At 52.8% G+C, this 16,522-nt stretch carries 11 protein-coding genes; 3 read left to right on the top strand and 8 right to left on the bottom strand.

What is annotated here, in order from left to right; genetic code table 11:
• Positions 1-87 precede the first annotated feature (87 nt).
• The 7 genes from WHS46_05550 to WHS46_05520 form a co-directional block, all read right to left on the bottom strand.
• On the bottom strand, positions 88-3,672 hold the full coding sequence (locus tag WHS46_05550; GenBank protein ID MEJ5348134.1) for an AAA family ATPase: 3,585 nt from the start codon (positions 3,670-3,672) through the stop codon (positions 88-90).
• Between the two features lie 139 nt (positions 3,673-3,811).
• Positions 3,812-4,786: a dipeptide ABC transporter ATP-binding protein gene (locus WHS46_05545; GenBank protein MEJ5348133.1), complete on the bottom strand. Its 975-nt coding sequence runs from the start codon at positions 4,784-4,786 to the stop codon at positions 3,812-3,814.
• Positions 4,783-5,760, bottom strand: a complete 978-nt coding sequence (locus tag WHS46_05540; protein ID MEJ5348132.1) for an ABC transporter ATP-binding protein — start codon at positions 5,758-5,760, stop codon at positions 4,783-4,785. The genes WHS46_05545 and WHS46_05540 overlap by 4 nt, the downstream gene beginning before the upstream one ends.
• Complete coding sequence (locus WHS46_05535) at positions 5,757-6,596, bottom strand: ABC transporter permease (GenBank protein ID MEJ5348131.1); 840 nt, start codon at positions 6,594-6,596, stop codon at positions 5,757-5,759. The genes WHS46_05540 and WHS46_05535 overlap by 4 nt, the downstream gene beginning before the upstream one ends.
• Complete coding sequence (locus WHS46_05530) at positions 6,589-7,599, bottom strand: ABC transporter permease (GenBank protein ID MEJ5348130.1); 1,011 nt, start codon at positions 7,597-7,599, stop codon at positions 6,589-6,591. Before WHS46_05530 ends, WHS46_05535 begins: the two co-directional genes overlap by 8 nt.
• 15 nt (positions 7,600-7,614) lie before the next feature.
• Positions 7,615-9,183, bottom strand: a complete 1,569-nt coding sequence (locus tag WHS46_05525; protein MEJ5348129.1) for an ABC transporter substrate-binding protein — start codon at positions 9,181-9,183, stop codon at positions 7,615-7,617.
• A 26-nt stretch (positions 9,184-9,209) separates the two neighbouring features.
• Positions 9,210-12,725, bottom strand: coding sequence for a M14 family zinc carboxypeptidase (locus WHS46_05520; GenBank protein ID MEJ5348128.1), 3,516 nt, complete (start codon positions 12,723-12,725; stop codon positions 9,210-9,212).
• A 795-nt stretch (positions 12,726-13,520) separates the two neighbouring features.
• Here WHS46_05520 and WHS46_05515 point away from each other — a divergent pair.
• Positions 13,521-13,781, top strand: coding sequence for a hypothetical protein (locus WHS46_05515; GenBank protein ID MEJ5348127.1), 261 nt, complete (start codon positions 13,521-13,523; stop codon positions 13,779-13,781).
• Positions 13,782-14,289: 508 nt separating this feature from the next.
• Positions 14,290-14,820, top strand: coding sequence for a hypothetical protein (locus WHS46_05510; GenBank protein MEJ5348126.1), 531 nt, complete (start codon positions 14,290-14,292; stop codon positions 14,818-14,820).
• Between the two features lie 546 nt (positions 14,821-15,366).
• Here WHS46_05510 and WHS46_05505 read toward each other — a convergent pair.
• Entirely contained in the window at positions 15,367-15,495 is a 129-nt protein-coding gene (locus tag WHS46_05505) for a hypothetical protein (GenBank protein ID MEJ5348125.1), read from the bottom strand.
• A gap of 268 nt (positions 15,496-15,763) precedes the next feature.
• Here WHS46_05505 and WHS46_05500 point away from each other — a divergent pair, with 268 nt between their 5' ends.
• Positions 15,764-16,333, top strand: coding sequence for a hypothetical protein (locus tag WHS46_05500; protein MEJ5348124.1), 570 nt, complete (start codon positions 15,764-15,766; stop codon positions 16,331-16,333).
• Positions 16,334-16,522 lie beyond the last annotated feature (189 nt).

Here is a 16,522-nt window from a genome sequence, read left to right as displayed (position 1 = left end):
ATCCCAGCACATGGGTGTTTCGAACCATGACGGAACTCGAAGAGAAAATGAAGCAGATGGAAGAATGTTCCGTCCGCAAAACGAATCTCAAGGCACAACCATAATGCGGGACCTTCCTCCCGGTTCCTGTTCCACACGAATTTGCGTTTCAATCTCTTCGGCCAACCTTTTCACGTGGGAAATGACACCCACCATCTTGCCGTTGGCCTGAAGCCTGCGAAGCGCTGTGATAACTCTATAGAGGCTTTCTTCATCCAGAGCCCCGAACCCTTCGTCCAGAAACAAGGATTCGATCCTTCGATGATGGGCTGCAAGGTCTGACAAGCCCAGGGCCAAGCTCAAGCTCACCACAAAGGTTTCTCCGCCGGAAAGCGTGCGCAGAGAACGTTGGTTTCTCTGCTGCATAAGGTCTTCAACAGCCAAACCAAAACCGTTGTTTTGCAAAGGGCGAAGCCTATAACGGCCGCTAAGAAGTTCCAGATGAGTGTTGGCTTGTTCCATGAGCCGCTCCAGCATGATTCGCCGGATTTTTTCGCGAGCCTCCGCGTTCTTTTCATCTCGAAAAGCCTTTGCCTCAGCGCTCAGTTGCGCCACAAGCCGTTCTTGGTCCTCCACGGCCTGCAGCAGTTCTCGATGTTCCTGAACCGATTGACGAATGCGATCCAACCGGCTTTCCAGTTCCTGCAAATCTCGCTGTGCTTTTTCCCTGAATGTTTGTAATTGAGAAATTCGATCGGCGATTTCTTGGGCCGATAGATCGACATCTGCGTCGTCCTTCGAGACCTCAGAGATCGCCTGCGCAGCCGCATCCACAAGACCCCTGGCTCTTGCCAGATTTTGACTTGCTTCGAAGGCTCTTTGTCGCACGGCGGACTCTTCTTCCACAGCCTTGAGGGCGGATGCCGCGGCTTCCAGGGAATCCAACCCAATTTTTTTAAGCTCTGTTTCAAGGTCGGTTCGCAACGTATTGCACGTTTTGTCCTGGCTTTCCAGCTCGGACGCCAGAGCGGAGAGCTCTTGAGCCGTGGAGACTAGAGACTGTTGCAGGGTTTCGCTTTGCTGCTGAAGTTCCTCGACGTTGCGGCGCAACCGGTGAACGGATTCTTCCATGCTCTGGAGTTCCGCCGTCGCATCAGGGCCTGCATAAATGGCTTCCCGTTCCTCTTTCATGGCAGCGAGGATGGATTGCAAGGTATCGACATGGGAAGCCGCCTCCTCCGCCTCCTTTTCCAGCCGTGCCAAATCCAAAGCCAAGGATTCCAGTTGCGTTTGAAAGGAACGCTTGCGGTTCAAGAGATCTTTATGTTCGTGGACGGCACGTTCATAGGCTTCGCGACGTCTCTGACGACGCTGTAAAAGAAGGGTTTCCTCTCCTTTTTCAGGGAATCTTTCCCCATAACTGTTTAAAAGCGTTTGGAGATCGCTGCTCACGGCTTGAAGGTCGCCCCGTACTCGTTGGAGATCCTGCTGGTTTTTTGACGTGGCTGCTTGTTTTTCTCGAAACTTTTCTTCGAGTTGTCGGCGTTGCTGTTTCCGATCTGAGAATCCTTGCATTCTTCGGTGAAGTTTCCATTTCACCCATTGCAAACGCCATCGTTTCCATCGGCTGGAGCGAAGGGCTGCTTTGTCATGCCTGAGGTCTTCTTCGAGACCTTGAATGGTTTCCGCGACAACATTCGGTTCGACCATGGCAAGGCTCAATCCTGCCCGCCGGCACACTTCCTGCCATTCTCCAAGCAAATTTTGCGCTGCTTCGGCCTGCTTTTCCAATTGGGCACTTCGAAGGTTCAGATCCGTCAGTTCGGCTCGAAGGGATACGATACGGTCTTGAAGCGCATCGATTCGGCCGTAGATTTGGGAAAGGTCCGGAAGTCCTTCCGTGACAAAGGGATGGGTCAAAGACCCGCACAAAGGGCAAGGGCTGCCTTCCTGAAGTTTGGAGCGCTCCGAGCTGACGCGCTCAAAGCTTTCACGCCAAGCGATGTCGGCTTCATGCTTTCGCAGTTCCGCCAGAGCTTCATTCAAAGAGGCTTGAACGTCTTGTTGACGTGTCGTCACTTCTTCCCTCTTTGCGGGAATGTCAAAAGCCAGGCCTTGTTGGTGAAAGCGTTGGGAAATGGAAAGCAGTTTTCTGTAAGCGGCAAGAGTTTTTTTTCTTTCCTTTATGTTTTCTTTGAGGGAAGTCGGTGTGTTATCGCCTAGGATTTCTTTCAGTTCCTGTTCCAAGGCTTCTTTTTTAAGCACAGCTTGCCCTATTTTGGCCTCCATCCAGTGTTCCCGGGATTGGGCTTTTTCCAGAGCCGCGGCTGCTTTTTTGAGGCTTTCTTGAGTCTCCAACAGTCGTGCTGCTTGAAGAGCTTCTTCTTGTCGTAGAGTTTCCAGGTGCTTCAAAAGTTCCTGTAGCTTTGGCATGTGGTTTTCCAAAGCCGCATCGGATGCGTTTTCGGTGAGCTGCTTCTGAAGGGATTCGGCTTGAAGGCCGGCTTGTTCAAGGTTTGACTGGATTTGATCCCGGCGGGCCAGCATATCCTTTCGAGCCCGTTCCAGTTCCATGGATCGTGCCGACGCCTCTTGAAGCTTTTGCACATGGCGCTGAATATCTCTTTCCTTACGGCTTGCCTCTTCCAAAATCTGTCGGTTCTCCGCCAGCTTTTGCCGCTCTGCTTCCAGGGAGGCTTCGGCAGCCGCCAAGAGGCCCTGAATTTCTTGCAGCTGCTTTTTTTCTCCGTCTGATTTTCGCCGAAGAGTCTCCAGGCGGGATTGAAGCTCGTTCCGTGTTGTTTCCAGAGTCACATAGTGGCGAAGAGAGTCCAGAACGGCTTGGGCGGCCAAAAGGGTTTCCATGCGTTGAAGTTCTTCCTGAGCGGCATGGTCTTCAGCTTCAGCGTTGCTTAAGAGTTCCTGGGATTGACGAAGCTCTTCGTGCAGGCGCTCCAGGGTTTCCAGCCGTTCTTTTGCGGCTTCGAGTTCGCCGATCTGCCGACGCAAATCTTCCAGTTCGGCCCGTTTTTCTTCTCGCTGGATTTCCAGTTCGCGGCGAGCTTCGCGGTCTACAGGAGGGTAGTTGGCGGCAAGTTCCTTAAGCTGAAGAAGACGTTCCCGAGCAGCGCTCAGGCGGTGATCTAGATCCTGAGCCAGATCCTGAGTCACTTCGGGGCCCATGATCATTTCAAGGATTTCAGACCGTTCATGTTCCAGAGCGTTCAAAAAAGCGGCAAATTCCCCTTGGGCCAAAAGAACCGAACGGCAGAATCGCTTGAAGTCCAAGCCGGTGATTTCACTAAGTCGAGAGCGCACGCCAAGGATACGGTTTTCCAGGATTGCTTCCGTGCCGTTGACCGAAGAAAGGGACATTTCCGGTCCAAGAAGCCCATTGGAGCTTTTTCGAGCCCACCATCGACTGCGATAGATTTTGTCGCTCACCTGAAAAGTCACTTCGGCATAAGATTCATCTTCGAGCCAGCTCGTGATGTCTTGTTCCGGGTGTCGAAGCCGTACGGTTTGACCGTAAAGCCCCAGAGTAATGGCATCGAGAATAGACGATTTTCCCGATCCATTAGGACCGGTGATGGCAAAAAGGCCGGTGTCGGAAAAAGGAGGCGCATCGAAGCGAATGTCCCATTCCCCTCGAAGCGAGCTTATGTTCTTGAACCGTAGTCTGAGTATCTTCATGGTCGAGACTCCATGAATCGTTCAAGATCTTCGGTCATCGTGTGCCATGATCCTTTCATCTTCAGCTGGCTTGTCAAGGCTTTCCTTATCACAAAAAAATTCGTGCTGCTGTCGATCCCTTGAGGGGGGAGGCTTCTTTTCAACGTTGATGGCAGGCGACAAGGCGATCTGGGCGAATGTTTCTCAATGGCGGTACCTCTTGGGTGCAGAAGGCTGTTTGTTCCCGGCATCGAGGATGAAAAGGGCAACCGTGAGAAGGTTTCATGGGACTTGGGACATCGCCTTCCAGAAGGATGCGTTGTTTCCTGGCGGCTGCTCTTGGATCCGGGATAGGAGCGGCGGACAAGAGGGCTTGCGAATAAGGATGAAGAGGCTCTTCAAAAAAGGCTTCCTTAGGCCCGATTTCCACAAGACGCCCCAGATACATAACCCCGATGCGATGGGCTATGTGCTCGACCACGCTCAGGTCATGGGAAATAAAAAGGTAAGTGAGAGCCAATTCTTCCTGAAGTTCTTCCAAAAGATTGATCACTTGGGCCTGAATGGACACGTCGAGGGCCGAGACTGGTTCATCGGCCACCAAAAATACGGGATTCAGGGCTAAAGCTCGTGCGATCACAATACGCTGCCGTTGCCCTCCTGAAAATTCATGGGGATAGCGCTCGGCATGTTCCGGCCTGAGTCCCACTCGTTGCAAAAGGTTGGCGACCTTTTCGCGACGCTCCGCAGGCGATCCCAGCCGATGAATCACCAAGGGTTCCTCGATGAGTTGTCCGATTTTTTTCCTAGGATTCAAGGCTGAATAGGGATCCTGGTAAATGATCTGAGCCCGACGACGCCACTGAAAGATTTCACGACGGCTTAAGGACTCCAAGCTTTGGCCCTCGAAAAAAACCTGACCCCTTGTGGGCTCTTCTAGACGCAGCAGAAGACGTCCTAGAGTGGATTTGCCGCAGCCGCTTTCTCCCACAAGAGCAAAAACTTCTCGGTGAGCAATGACGAAACTCACATCGTTCACAGCTCGGACCACACAGCCTTTGGCTCCAAATCCGACAGCGCTCTGAATGGGATAATCCTTGACCAGATTCTTCGCTTCGCAGAGGACATGCTTCATGAGTCAATCACCGGGTGCCAGCATCGTACTCGATGCCCCTTGGATATCTCAATCCACCCTGGGACCTCCGTAAAACAGGGTCCTTCGGCTCGTGAACACCGATCTTGGAAGGCACAGCCGGGGGGAAGTCGATGCAGACTCGGGACCGTGCCTGGAATGGGCGTGAGTTTTCCGTGCTTACCACCAACCTTGGGTAACGACATAAAAAGGCCTTGCGTGTAAGGATGAGCTGGCATCGTGAACAGGTCCAGGACATGTGCTTCTTCGACCGCCTTGCCTGCGTACATCACCACCACGCGACGGCATGTTTCCGCCACAACCCCCAGATCATGTGTGATAAGCAGAACAGCCATGCCGATTTCGTCCTTAAGCCTTTGAATCAGATCCAGAATCTGGGCCTGAATGGTCACATCTAGGGCTGTTGTGGGTTCGTCGGCAATAAGAATCTGTGGACGACAAGCCAGGGCCATGGCAATCATGACGCGCTGGCGCATGCCTCCGGACAGCTGGTGCGGATAATGGTTCACTCGTGATTCAGGATCTGGGATGCCTACGAGAGACAGAGCGTGAACCGTTTCGCGACGAGTTTCCCTCTTGGTCAGTCCCCTGTGCTTGCGAAGCACCTCTTCAATTTGAAACCCTACGGTATAGACGGGATTCAGAGACGTCATGGGTTCCTGAAAGATCATAGAGATTTCGTTTCCACGAAGGCGACGTATGGCGCGTTCCGGAATGGAGAGAAGGTCCATGCCTTTATATAAAACGCGCCCTGCAGTGATGCTTCCCTGAGTTTTGGGGATGAGTCTGAGGATAGAGAGAGCCGTCACACTTTTGCCACACCCGCTCTCCCCGACGATTCCCAAAGTCTCTCCTTCGTTTAACTCAAGGTCCACTCCATCGACACCGCGCACGATCCCGCGCCGCGTAAAAAATTCCGTGCGAAGTCCCTGAATTTGCAAAAGAATCGCCGTCATCGGGTCCTCAAGGACGGATCGAGCACGTCGCGCAACCCGTCTCCGAAAAGGTTGAAACCGAGCACCAGCAGCAAAATGGCCAAACCGGGAAAAGCCGCTACATGAGGGGCCATTTGAATATATTGACGTCCTTCGCTGAGCATAGCTCCCCATTCGGGCTGCGGAGGTTGGGCTCCTAGACCCAGAAAGCCCAAAGCGGCCGCCTGAAGCACAGCTGTCCCCATTCCCAGTGTGGCATAAACGATAATAGGGGCGAAGGTGTTGGGGAGAATGTGCGAGAAGAGGACGCGGGCATGACTGCCGCCCAGATGCCGAATGGCTTGGACAAAAAGTTGTTGCTTGAGGGACAGGACATTGGAGCGTACGATTCTGGCGTAGTGTGGAATATAGACGATACCCACTGCAATCATGGTGTTGGGAAGGCTAGGCCCGAGAATCGCTGTAATGACAATAGCTAAAAGAACGGCGGGAAAGGCTAAGAGAACATCCATGATGCGCATGATGACACTATCCACTGGATCCCCGAAATAGCCTGCTGCCAGACCTAAAAGGGTTCCGGGAAGGAGGGAAAGAGTCACCGAAAGGAACCCGATCATCAGGGAAATACGGCTTCCGTGAATGACTCGGCTAAAAATGTCCCTTCCCAAACTGTCAGTGCCGAAAAAATGTTTGGGGCTAGGTGGTTGCAGTCGTTCCAATGGGGACGGCACCAAAGGATCATAAGGGACCAGGCAAGGGCCTAGCAGGGCCAAGATGACGATGCCCGAAATAAGGCACAGGCCGGCGGCAGCTGTTCGATGTCGTAGAAGATCTCTGAAGAGTTCCGATCTACTCATGGATGCGAATCCTGGGATCCAAAACCACATAGACAAGGTCGACCAAAAGATTGATCAAGGTCATGATCACTGCAAAAATGAGCACGCAACTTTGAACCGCGGCATAGTCCCGTCCCATGAGAGAATCCACAACGTAACGACCCAATCCAGGCCATGAAAAGATGGTTTCCGTTAACACGGCGCCGCTGAGAAGGAGTCCCAAATTCAGGCCGAGGACGGTGACAACGGGGAGCATGGCATTGCGAAGCGCATGGCGCAAAATGACAACCGTTTCATCCATCCCCTTGGCTCGTGCTGTGCGAATATAGTCCTTATTGAGGACTTCCAGCATGCTCGAACGCGTGATGCGGGCCACCACGGCCATGGGAATGGTGGCCAAGGTGAAGGCCGGCAGTATCAAATGATGCAATCCGTTCCAAAAAACATTCCAGCGCATGACAAGCAAGGCGTCTACGAGAACAAACCCCGTTAGAAAGGGAGCGTTCATGCCCATATCAAGCCTGCCCATCATGGGAAAGAGAGGGTATTTGACGGAAAACAGGTATATGAGCATCAGGCCTAACCAAAAGATGGGCATCGAGACTCCAACCAACGCCAGAAACATGGCGGCGTAATCCCACAAAGAGTACTGTCGTACAGCCGAGACGACGCCGGCGGCCATTCCAAAAAAGGTGGCAAGGAACATGGCGGCCAGGGACAGTTCCGCGGTGGCAAGCAGCCGAGGAAGGATTTCCTTGAGAACCGGTGTGCCTGTGCGTGCGGAGATGCCCAAATCACCTTGAAGGATGGACTTCAAATAGAGCCAGTATTGGACCGCCACAGAGCGATCCAGGCCCAGCTTGTGGCGAAGCCGTGCCAATTCTTCGGGTGACGCATATTCACCGATCAGGAGCTGCGCAGGATCGCCCGGAATGAGGCGCAGCATGAGAAAGACCAGAAGGGAAACTCCGAACAAGATCAAGACCAGTTGTCCGAAACGGCGTCCCACGTAGCTCCAAGGCATCTTTGGAGAATCCTTCTATTTTTCCTTCCAGACCATTTGAAAGGAATTCAAGCCGTTGGGTCGAAGCGGAACATCGTGTAGTTTCTTGCTATAGCAGCGCACGATGGTGGAATGGGCCAGAGGCACCCACGGGGCATCCCGATGAAAGATTTCTTGCGCTTTCATGTAGAGCTTGGCACGCTCGTCTTTGTTAAAGATTTTTTGAGCTTTCGTGACCAGCTCCGTGAATTCGCTGTTTTTCCAAAGGGCTACATTGGCGGCACCGGGAGTGACGGCTGTATCCGCCGAAAGGAGACCGTAAAGGAAGTTGTCAGGATCCGCGTTCCCTCCAAGCCAGCCAAGCATGCACATATCGTGCTCACCGTTACTGGTGTTTTTGAGGTAGGTGCCCCAGTCGTAGCGAACGATCTTGGCTTTCACTCCAACGGCTGCGAGATACGCTTGAATCAGCTCAGCCGTCTTGATCGGCTCCGGCATATAAGCCCGTGAAACGGGCATGGCCCACAGTTCCAGTTCCGTGTTGAAATCAAAACCGGCTTCTTTCAAAAGCTTTGTGGCCTTTTCAGGATTGTATTCATAAGGTTGAATGCTGTCGTTATAGCTCCAAATAGTGGGCGGAAAAGGGTTCTTGGCCGGAATCGCTAAGCCTTGAAAGATGGCCTTGATCAAGGTGTCCTTATCGATGGCATGGCTGATAGCTTGGCGCACACGAGGGTCTTTGAGGGCTGGCTTTTCGGTGTTGAACGCCAGATAGCCTACATTGATGCTCGGCCGCTCGATCACTTTCAGGTTCGAATCCTTTTTGACCAAAGAAATGGAATCGGGATCCAGATCGTCGGCGATATCCACGGTCCCCGACTGAAGGGCCATAAGGCGTGCCGAAGGTTCGGGAATCGACTTCAAGATAATACGATCCACCTTGGCCTTGTCACCCCAATAATTTTCGTTTCGCTCCAAAATGATTTGATCATCTTTGACCCAGCTGACAAATTTAAAGGGACCCGTTCCCACCGGATGCATACCGATTTGGTCCTTGTATTCAGCCAAAGCCTTGGGGGACACGATAGGGCAGAGCCAAAGGGCCAGGTTGTTAAGGAGCGGAGCGTAAGGTTTCTTGGTCACCAGTTGCACGGTGTATTCATCGACCACCTTGACCTGGTCCACCATGCCCAACGAAAGGTTCAGGTAAGCCCATTTGCCGTAGCCATAAAAGGGATGGTTTTTGTCGATCACCCGTGCAAAGGAATCATAGACAGCTTGCGCATTGAAGGGTGTGCCGTCGTGAAACGTGACTCCTTTACGCAGGTGAAATGTCCAAGTGAGACCGTCCTCGCTGACTTCCCAAGAGGTGGCCAGCTGAGGTTCGATATCCATGGAATTGTCCCCAAATTTCACCAGGTTTTCATAAATCTGGATGCCTGCCTTGATGGATTCTCCGTCGGTTGCCTGAGCCAAATCCAGGGAGACCGAATCCCCGCCTCGTCCCCAAATGAGAGTTCCCCCGACGACGGGTTGTTCCGCCGCCGTTCCAAGACCCGGCCAGAAACTTGCCAAAAGAAACAAAACCACCAAGCATTTTCGCATTGTGTCCTCCTTGATTTGATGCCGCCTTAAGACTCACATCCCCATGTAAAGCACACCCTACGACCAAAAATCGTGGCTGTTTTGATAGCCTTTTTAGCGTTAGTCTGCAACATTTCGATCATAGCCTCATACACTGCCAGGTGACCTCTTACGCAAAGGTTGAGCCAGGACCCTTCTGCGACCTCATCCACGACTTCCGTGATGACTTCAAAACGGGTGACTTGGGGTTGCTGCGCACAGTAGTTGAGCCGAGCGACTCGAGCCACCGGAGGCAGCAGGGCCACGGAACCAGGGGTTACGGAAGGGAAAATCTGAGGCTCCCACATCTGGGCATAACGATGGTAGCGCTCGCGTATCTCTTCATTCCTTTGCACAAGTTCTTGATCTTGTTGAACATGTTTTTGAATGATTCGAGCCAGCTCGATGGCCTGTGAGTACCGGGGATTTGTGGGTTCATCGAGGTAAGGCAGATAAGCATAAAGAAAAGCACGAGGAATCCAGTGCTCGGCAAAAAGGCCCGGAAGATAACCCGAGAAAGGCTGTTCCCATTCATGGCTTGGAACCCCGTGGCCGTCCAAGATCATTTCCGGAAGCCACCTGTCCCAAACGTGTCGCTTGGCCAAAGCTTCGGGAAAGCGGGGGTTATCTTTAAAATAGTCTTCATAAAACTCACAACCTAAAGCGTTGTAGCGGGCAGCGTGTAGTTTATGACCTGGATTGATGCGATAAAGCCGTTCAAAGGCAGCGACGCCGTCCGCGTTTTCCAGAGGGATCCAAACAAGGTTGACCTTTCGAAGGAGTTTTAGGCCTTTTTCCGTGGTTCCTGCTTTCCAGGCGGAAAACAGAGCCGCTTCGGTGCTGGAGACTTCGTTGGCGTGATGCCGGGCGTTAAAAAAAAGGGTTGGCTTGAACAAACGCAATCGAGCCTGGGAGACATTTGGGGAAGGATACGGCAGCGTGGCTTCCAGCGCCCAAATGGGTCTCCCTCGAAAGGTCTTTGACGGCTGCCACACCTCGAGCGCTGGCAAGCTCGCCAGTCTATGAACCCATTGAGCGAGGTCTCGAGAACTCAAAATTCTTTGCGTTGGCGGAGCTACCATCGTTTGAGGCTCAAGGATCTTTGCGGAAGGAGGCTTGTGCCGTGGTGCAGGACATCGAAGAACGATCTGGTCCGTGCTCGACGGAATAGCCCCTTGGCCTAAGACGGCAGAAACCTTCGCCGCTGCCGGTTCAATGGCGGCACCCATTGAGGGTGAAAGAGTGAACCCAATGTCCCAGTGTCTTTGATGAAGACGCAACCAGGCAATCGAGACGTTCTGCTCAGGGTAGGCGGAGCTTTGGGGTGAGTTTGAAGAATATACCTGTTGACTGCGGCTGATCTCAGGAAAAGGTTTAGCCACGAGGCGGGCCCGTGCTTTTCTATCGCGGCTTGTCCAGGCCATAACTGGCATGACCTGTCCCAACTGAAGGAAATCGGAAAGGTTATGACGTGCGGCAAAGTCTTTGAATGCGTTGAGAAGAGCAAAGTACACATCTTCGTGCAGGGCTTCCATGGGTGAAAGCCTCTCCTGATCCAGACCCAAAGGAAGCTCGGTTTCATCGATCGTTGCCGTTACGCGAATCTCTTCCCAAAAGGCGGGCAACTGAGCTCTACGGGCGTAGTCCAAGCGCTGTTCCATGGCCCTGAACAGGGCCGGCACCCACCTTGTGCTAAAGATTCTCCAGAAGACTTCCCGATCTGTGGGGATGGAACGGTCTATCAAGACGTGCGATGCTTGAACGATATGGACGCCTGCCGTGGTGGGATGCACCGTGGCGAGGCTTCCGAAATACGAAAGTGTCTTCCAGCGAGGAGACCATGTCTCTTCGAAAAGCAGACAGCCTTCCCGATCCCAAACCCGAACGCGGTAGACACTTTGGAGGTTTGGGTCCATTCGAAGATGCACTTTCGAAAGATCAAGACCCAGGTGCCGTGCCAATAGATCAGGTCCTGGGTAGAGTTCTTGAAGCCAACGGCTTCTTGTTTCCATGGCATATGGAAGCTTCTCAGTAATTGCGTTTTTCCCTTGCAGTACGTGCGCCTCGCCTTCAAGAGAGGCGCGCTGTGAACCTACGCTTCCGGGACAACCATTGGGTGTTTTCGTGGTCAAGCGAGATCCTTGGGTGCCTTCAAAGGGTGCAAAAGAGACTTCCACGGCACCGACACCGTTTTCCTTGTGGGCTGCAGCGGCCGCCGGAAGAACCTTTTCTAAAAGCCAACAGAGGCCGGGTTTGTAAGCATTGAAAACTTCTACGGAAGGTTTGTAGCCCTTGGCTTTGAGGATTTTCTCCAGTCGTTCCTTAAGGCGGCGGCGCACCGACGAAGGTTTACTGACAAAGATTGTCGCAGAAACAGCCCCATGCCCCGGAGGAACTCTCATGACCAGTTTTTCCGTCCGAAGATCTTCAGGTTTCCATCGGCACTCTCTGACGAGGCATGGAAAATTCGTCGCATGGGGATCAGCCATGCCACCGCCTACGGGCCTTGCCACCCGTCGGGCTTTTTCCCGAAGGGCCGTCATGGGCTCTGCTCCTGGACCCGGGCGTCGAATGACCCAAAGGAGCCAGTGCTGAAGCGCCCTTTGCAGAGCCGGTACTGATCCACGGACCATGAGGTGTGAAGCCTTTCCATCGACGGTGTGAATCAAGGCTTCGCAGCATGCACTCTCTTCCTTGAGTTCCAAGACGATTCCTTCATGGGGAACAGGGCCTGAAAAGACAAAAGGTATGTGGATTTGGGTTGCTTCGAGGGTCACCTGAGACAGGGTATGGCAAAGACTTAGGCCGATTCGAGAAGATACTTTGGGAGAAGGCAAAAGGACGGCAAGATGAAGGGATCGCTGTCTAGGGTCTTGGGCCGAGGTCTGGAAAACGCCATTGTGTCCGGAAAGATCCAAAAGATCTGGTGCGCTTTTGTCGTTTGAGGCCTTTGAGCCTGTTGCCCCAGGTGTTCCCAAATTCAAAAGGGTGGCCTTGGCGGAAGATATGCTATGCGAGAAGAATGGATCATGTCGTCGGTTGCCTTTCCAGACCCTAAGGAGGGGCTGATCACCATGAATCCATTCTAGAATAGACCAGTCCTTGGGTAGAGGAGGCAGTTCAAGCACATCGGATATGGCTAAGAGGCGGAAAAAGGAAGCGATGGCTTCCGGCGATTCGGCGGTGGCTTCTAGTCGATAAGGATTTTTGCGAGCAACATGGACCCTCGAGCCGAGCGATTCTGTTTTCCTTGTCTGACCTGTTGGCAGCCGTATCAACATGTGAGGGTGGTTGTCTGAAGGAGGGCGAAAACGAACCAAGGGAGCTTGCAGGCGCACCGTCTCAAAAGCCAGACGACATGCCAAATGCACCGCCTCCGCCCAGACCACGCTCCAGCTGAGACCACGAGGGACAACAAGGCTCACAAGGATTTGGTCGATCAGGCCATCCCCGTCTGTATCCTTATAAAGACTTTGTCCCGAAAAAAGCTGTGGCAGCATAGTCATCGGTTCATCCAAGCTCATGAGCATCTCCATGGGTACTAGTGACGGAGTTGAATGTTAGTTGTCTATACTTTGGTTATTTTTAACCTAAATTGTGCAATTTAATGCTGGAAATAACCTACCCTTTGGGCTATATTTTTGAATCTAGAAGAGATTTCCTGAATCCAATTCAGATTCAACGCAAACCCAAAGGGTAGGACTTGATCATGCCACAAAAGAAACAAGCTGATAAGTGCAAAATCGATCAGCTTAAACCACGTCGGATACCATGACCTCTCAGGCTGGTCTGAGCCTTTTCGTTCGTTACCTGGAAAACATAGGCGTTTTGGCCTATCTGGTGAGGCTTTTTGGCGGTGCGCGAAAGAGCCGACAGGGTCTTCCGGTTGAAGAGGTTTTCAAATAGCTGTTTTGCTTTTTCTTGGATGGCACAAGCCCCGGCTTGTCCTAGTTCGACGATTTGAAAGAGGACCATGGTTACGGCGCGGCCATCGAGAGTGGCAAGCAAAATCTGCTTTCCCGGACCTCGCTCTCACGTTAATAAGCAAGTTTTCGTGGATTTGCATCTGGCTGTTTCTCTGGCTGCTTCAAAGACTCTTTCTTTGGCGTCCGCGTTTGGCTCAGCGGAAAGCAATTGAGCTGGGCATTGACACCACGGTGATGGATGACGACGAGGCGCTCAATCGTCAGGGCGTGGAGCCGACCTAGAAGAACGTTCGTGCTTCCCAACCTTTTTGGGTGACATGAGTTTGTTTCATTTTGGATTCCGTGTTTCGAGGAGCCGGCAAGCACAGCAACCACTCGTACATGGCTGAGAAGATGGTTCGCCATATGGTGCAAAGAACCCACAGGGGCTGTCGAAAGGACGTGCCGAATGTGGTGCAGGTCGATCAGGGATTCTTTGATTCGAAACTCTTCGAGGTCTTTGAGGAACTGGATGGGGACTACACCTGTTCGGGCCGCGTCAAGAAAGACGCCTTGGAGTATGCTCCGGGCGCGCACCGCCTTCATCGGAAGCGATTCGTGCGAGATAAAGAGGCATGGGAGTACACGGAATTCGGGAGTCGCAGAGACTCTTAGTCTCAGTTTCGAAAGGCCATCTATTGTCTTTCCGTTGGGGCTAACAAACAATTATGGTTGCCATTCGTTAGCCTGGAAAGGGTTCCTTCCACGAATCTCGGAGTGGGGGGCAGCTCATGACGAATCATTCAAAAAGGCAAGCCTCGACTTCCACCTCACCTGTAAGTTTGTCATGGCGAGCCCCTACGGTCACGGGGCGGGCGAACTGATTCGTCGAGCTCTGAAAGATTTCGCCTTCAATCGCATGCGGTTTTAAGATCTTCCGACTTGCCGCGATGTTCTACGACACCATTCAAAACGCTTTTCCCTTTTACCAATGCTTCGAAGAAGATGTATGCGTGCCTGTGATCTCCCTCACTTTGCACTGATTAACTGATCTTCACCCCTCTGGCGAGCGGTGAAACGTTCATAAGAAAGCCAGTTTCTGACATGTTTCGGCCGAGTTCTGGATGCTAAGATGGTGTCGTAGGGAGGGCAAAAAGAGCCTGGGAAAAGGGTATGATTTGGTATGTGGTGGACTCGCAAGGGGGTGCCGCCATGTTCGTCAAGTCCGTCTGGAACACTTCCAAGGCGAAACGCTACCAGTGCTTCCACCTGGCGGAATCCTATCGCGATCCCCAAACCGGCACCGTCCGCCACCGCCTACCTGCTCAACCTTACCCTGTTTCCCTGCCACGGTATGGACGCCGTGGCCCGCGCTCTCCTGGAAGGCTTGTACGTGTTGCGCCCCTCTCCGGCTGCGTGTCGGCATGAGGGCAAAGAGGTGGATAAGGAGTATCGCCGCCTTCAGGTTGCCGAGAGGACCTTCCGCCATATCAAGATCTACATGAAGATCCGGCTGGTCCACCACCGGCTGGACAGGCGTATCCGAACTCACGTTCTCGTCTGCTTGCTCGCTGACTACCTGATAAAGAAAGTGGAACCTGCGATGCGGGCTGCTGGTGTGAGCCCGAAGGTAGAGGATGTCCTCAGGCTGTGGGAGCGGCTGAAGCTCACCAAGGTGGCGGTGGAAGCGGGTAAGGAGCGCTGGCGCCAGTGACAATGGTCCCTGAGGACGTTCGGAAGCAAGATACGCAAGGTGATCGAGAGGCTGGGATGGCAGAGATCCCTGGATGCTCAGTTCCGTAGTCTCTCAAAAAAGCCGGCACGGTGACCGGAGAGTCGCTTCACTACGGGTCTTCGGCCCCCTCTTCTTGTCCATCGCCTACAGGCTCTCGATTGCCCGGTCGTCCTCGATTTTCACGGCAGTTCACGTGTGGTCCCCCAGCTGGAAGGGCAAAGACATTGTACCTCGATAGGCTTCGATAAACTCCCGCTCAATTTGCGGTCGCAGTTTTTTCGCAAGGCGCCCAGCCTTGGTTCTCGTTCACCGTGGGGAAGAACACCTTCAAGGGTTAAGGCTGTGCCCGTCACAATCCGTATCGAACATCCAAATCACCATTTTAACCGCACCAACCGGCTCCATATCTTGGGACTTGGTATTGTCGACGCCAAATCCGTGAGCCGACGCGCGCTCATAGGCTATGCTCACCCCTTCCAAAATACGATCAATTCGCACGTTCAGCCGGCCAATCAACCAGAACGATCAGTTTCCAGCCCGGTTTTTCTTGAGGTCGTCGATCACGGAATCTGCGTACTTTGGCACTTTGAGCATTATGTTGGGTAGATCGTAGAACGTCTCCTGATCGAAACAACGAAAAACGGCCTCATCCATGGCCTTTTACCTGTGCAGGGTGGCGTTGTCGGACCCTGATGGTAAAGTCGTGATGAAAGCGAGCTTGCTTGTGTCCAGCAGGCAGTGCCGGTTGCCTTAAAGGGTTTTAAGGGAGATCATTGGTGTCACTGTCGGCGTCACCGTCCTCGTTCAGAGATTGCGGCTAGAGCGGATGAAGGACGGGGAACTAGGATATGGCCCCGAGTGATGCTTGCCTCTAGGTCTTGTGCTATGGTAGCTTTCATTAAATCCCTAGGGAGCAGGTCCGATGCCTGAAGAAGCTGTCATGATGGATACCGAACAAGTCAAAGCGCTGATCGAAACGGTCGTGCGTGGGCAGGTAAGCACTCTCGTGGCCGAGCAGGTGGCTGCTTTTGTGCAGCAAAACGAACTGAAAGCTCGTGAGCTTTCACTTCTGGAGCGCACAGTGCGCGTGGAAGAAGAGCTCAAAACGCTGCGAGAAGTGCAGATTGCACAATTGAGCGCGATGGAAAAACGCTTCGAGGCCCTGCAGCGGGAAATGATCGTGCGGTTTGAAGCCATGGACAAACGTTTCGAAGCCATGGAAAAACGCTTCGAGGCGATGGATAAACGCTTTGAAACCTTGCAGAATGCAATGAATGCCCGCTTTGAGACTGTTGACAGGCGCTTCGAGGCCCTCCAACGGGAAATGACCGCGCGGTTTGAAGCGATGGACAAACGCTTTGAAGCCCAGCAGCGAGAAACGAGCATCCGCTTTGAAGTGATGGACAAACGTTTTAGGCAGCTGCAATGGACGATGGGCATTGGCTTTACGCTCATTGTTGCATTTATGAGCGCGCTAAATTTTGCCGGTTAGTTTTTTCTTGGCTGTCAACGGCCGAAAAGCCTGACCCAATGTGAACGATAAAATGGTCTCACCTGGGACATAGAGATCACGTCTCAAATTCTGCCGCAGGTGATAGCTTTGTCCTTCGAACAAGAGAATATGTCGGTAATGAATCAGGCGATCCACAATGGATACGACCACGCTTTATCGTGGAAGAAC

It is taken from the genome of Desulfosoma sp., from assembly GCA_037481875.1.
Classification (GTDB): domain Bacteria; phylum Desulfobacterota; class Syntrophobacteria; order Syntrophobacterales; family DSM-9756; genus Desulfosoma.
The sequence above is the reverse complement of the archived record's forward strand: the minus strand, read 5'-3'. Positions and strand labels throughout refer to the sequence as shown.

What these genes read in the sequence shown, in the direction of transcription:
- WHS46_05520 (MEJ5348128.1), bottom strand. Translation starts at nt 12,725, where the DNA reads ATGAGCTTGGATGAACCGATGACTATGCTGCCACAGCTTTTTTCGGGA.
- WHS46_05540 (MEJ5348132.1), bottom strand. Translation starts at nt 5,760, where the DNA reads ATGACGGCGATTCTTTTGCAAATTCAGGGACTTCGCACGGAATTTTTT.
- WHS46_05530 (MEJ5348130.1), bottom strand. Translation starts at nt 7,599, where the DNA reads ATGCCTTGGAGCTACGTGGGACGCCGTTTCGGACAACTGGTCTTGATC.
- WHS46_05550 (MEJ5348134.1), bottom strand. Translation starts at nt 3,672, where the DNA reads ATGAAGATACTCAGACTACGGTTCAAGAACATAAGCTCGCTTCGAGGG.
- WHS46_05510 (MEJ5348126.1), top strand. Translation starts at nt 14,290, where the DNA reads ATGTGGTGGACTCGCAAGGGGGTGCCGCCATGTTCGTCAAGTCCGTCT.
- WHS46_05535 (MEJ5348131.1), bottom strand. Translation starts at nt 6,596, where the DNA reads ATGAGTAGATCGGAACTCTTCAGAGATCTTCTACGACATCGAACAGCT.
- WHS46_05515 (MEJ5348127.1), top strand. Translation starts at nt 13,521, where the DNA reads ATGGTTCGCCATATGGTGCAAAGAACCCACAGGGGCTGTCGAAAGGAC.
- WHS46_05500 (MEJ5348124.1), top strand. Translation starts at nt 15,764, where the DNA reads ATGCCTGAAGAAGCTGTCATGATGGATACCGAACAAGTCAAAGCGCTG.
- WHS46_05525 (MEJ5348129.1), bottom strand. Translation starts at nt 9,183, where the DNA reads ATGCGAAAATGCTTGGTGGTTTTGTTTCTTTTGGCAAGTTTCTGGCCG.
- WHS46_05545 (MEJ5348133.1), bottom strand. Translation starts at nt 4,786, where the DNA reads ATGAAGCATGTCCTCTGCGAAGCGAAGAATCTGGTCAAGGATTATCCC.
- WHS46_05505 (MEJ5348125.1), bottom strand. Translation starts at nt 15,495, where the DNA reads ATGGATGAGGCCGTTTTTCGTTGTTTCGATCAGGAGACGTTCTACGAT.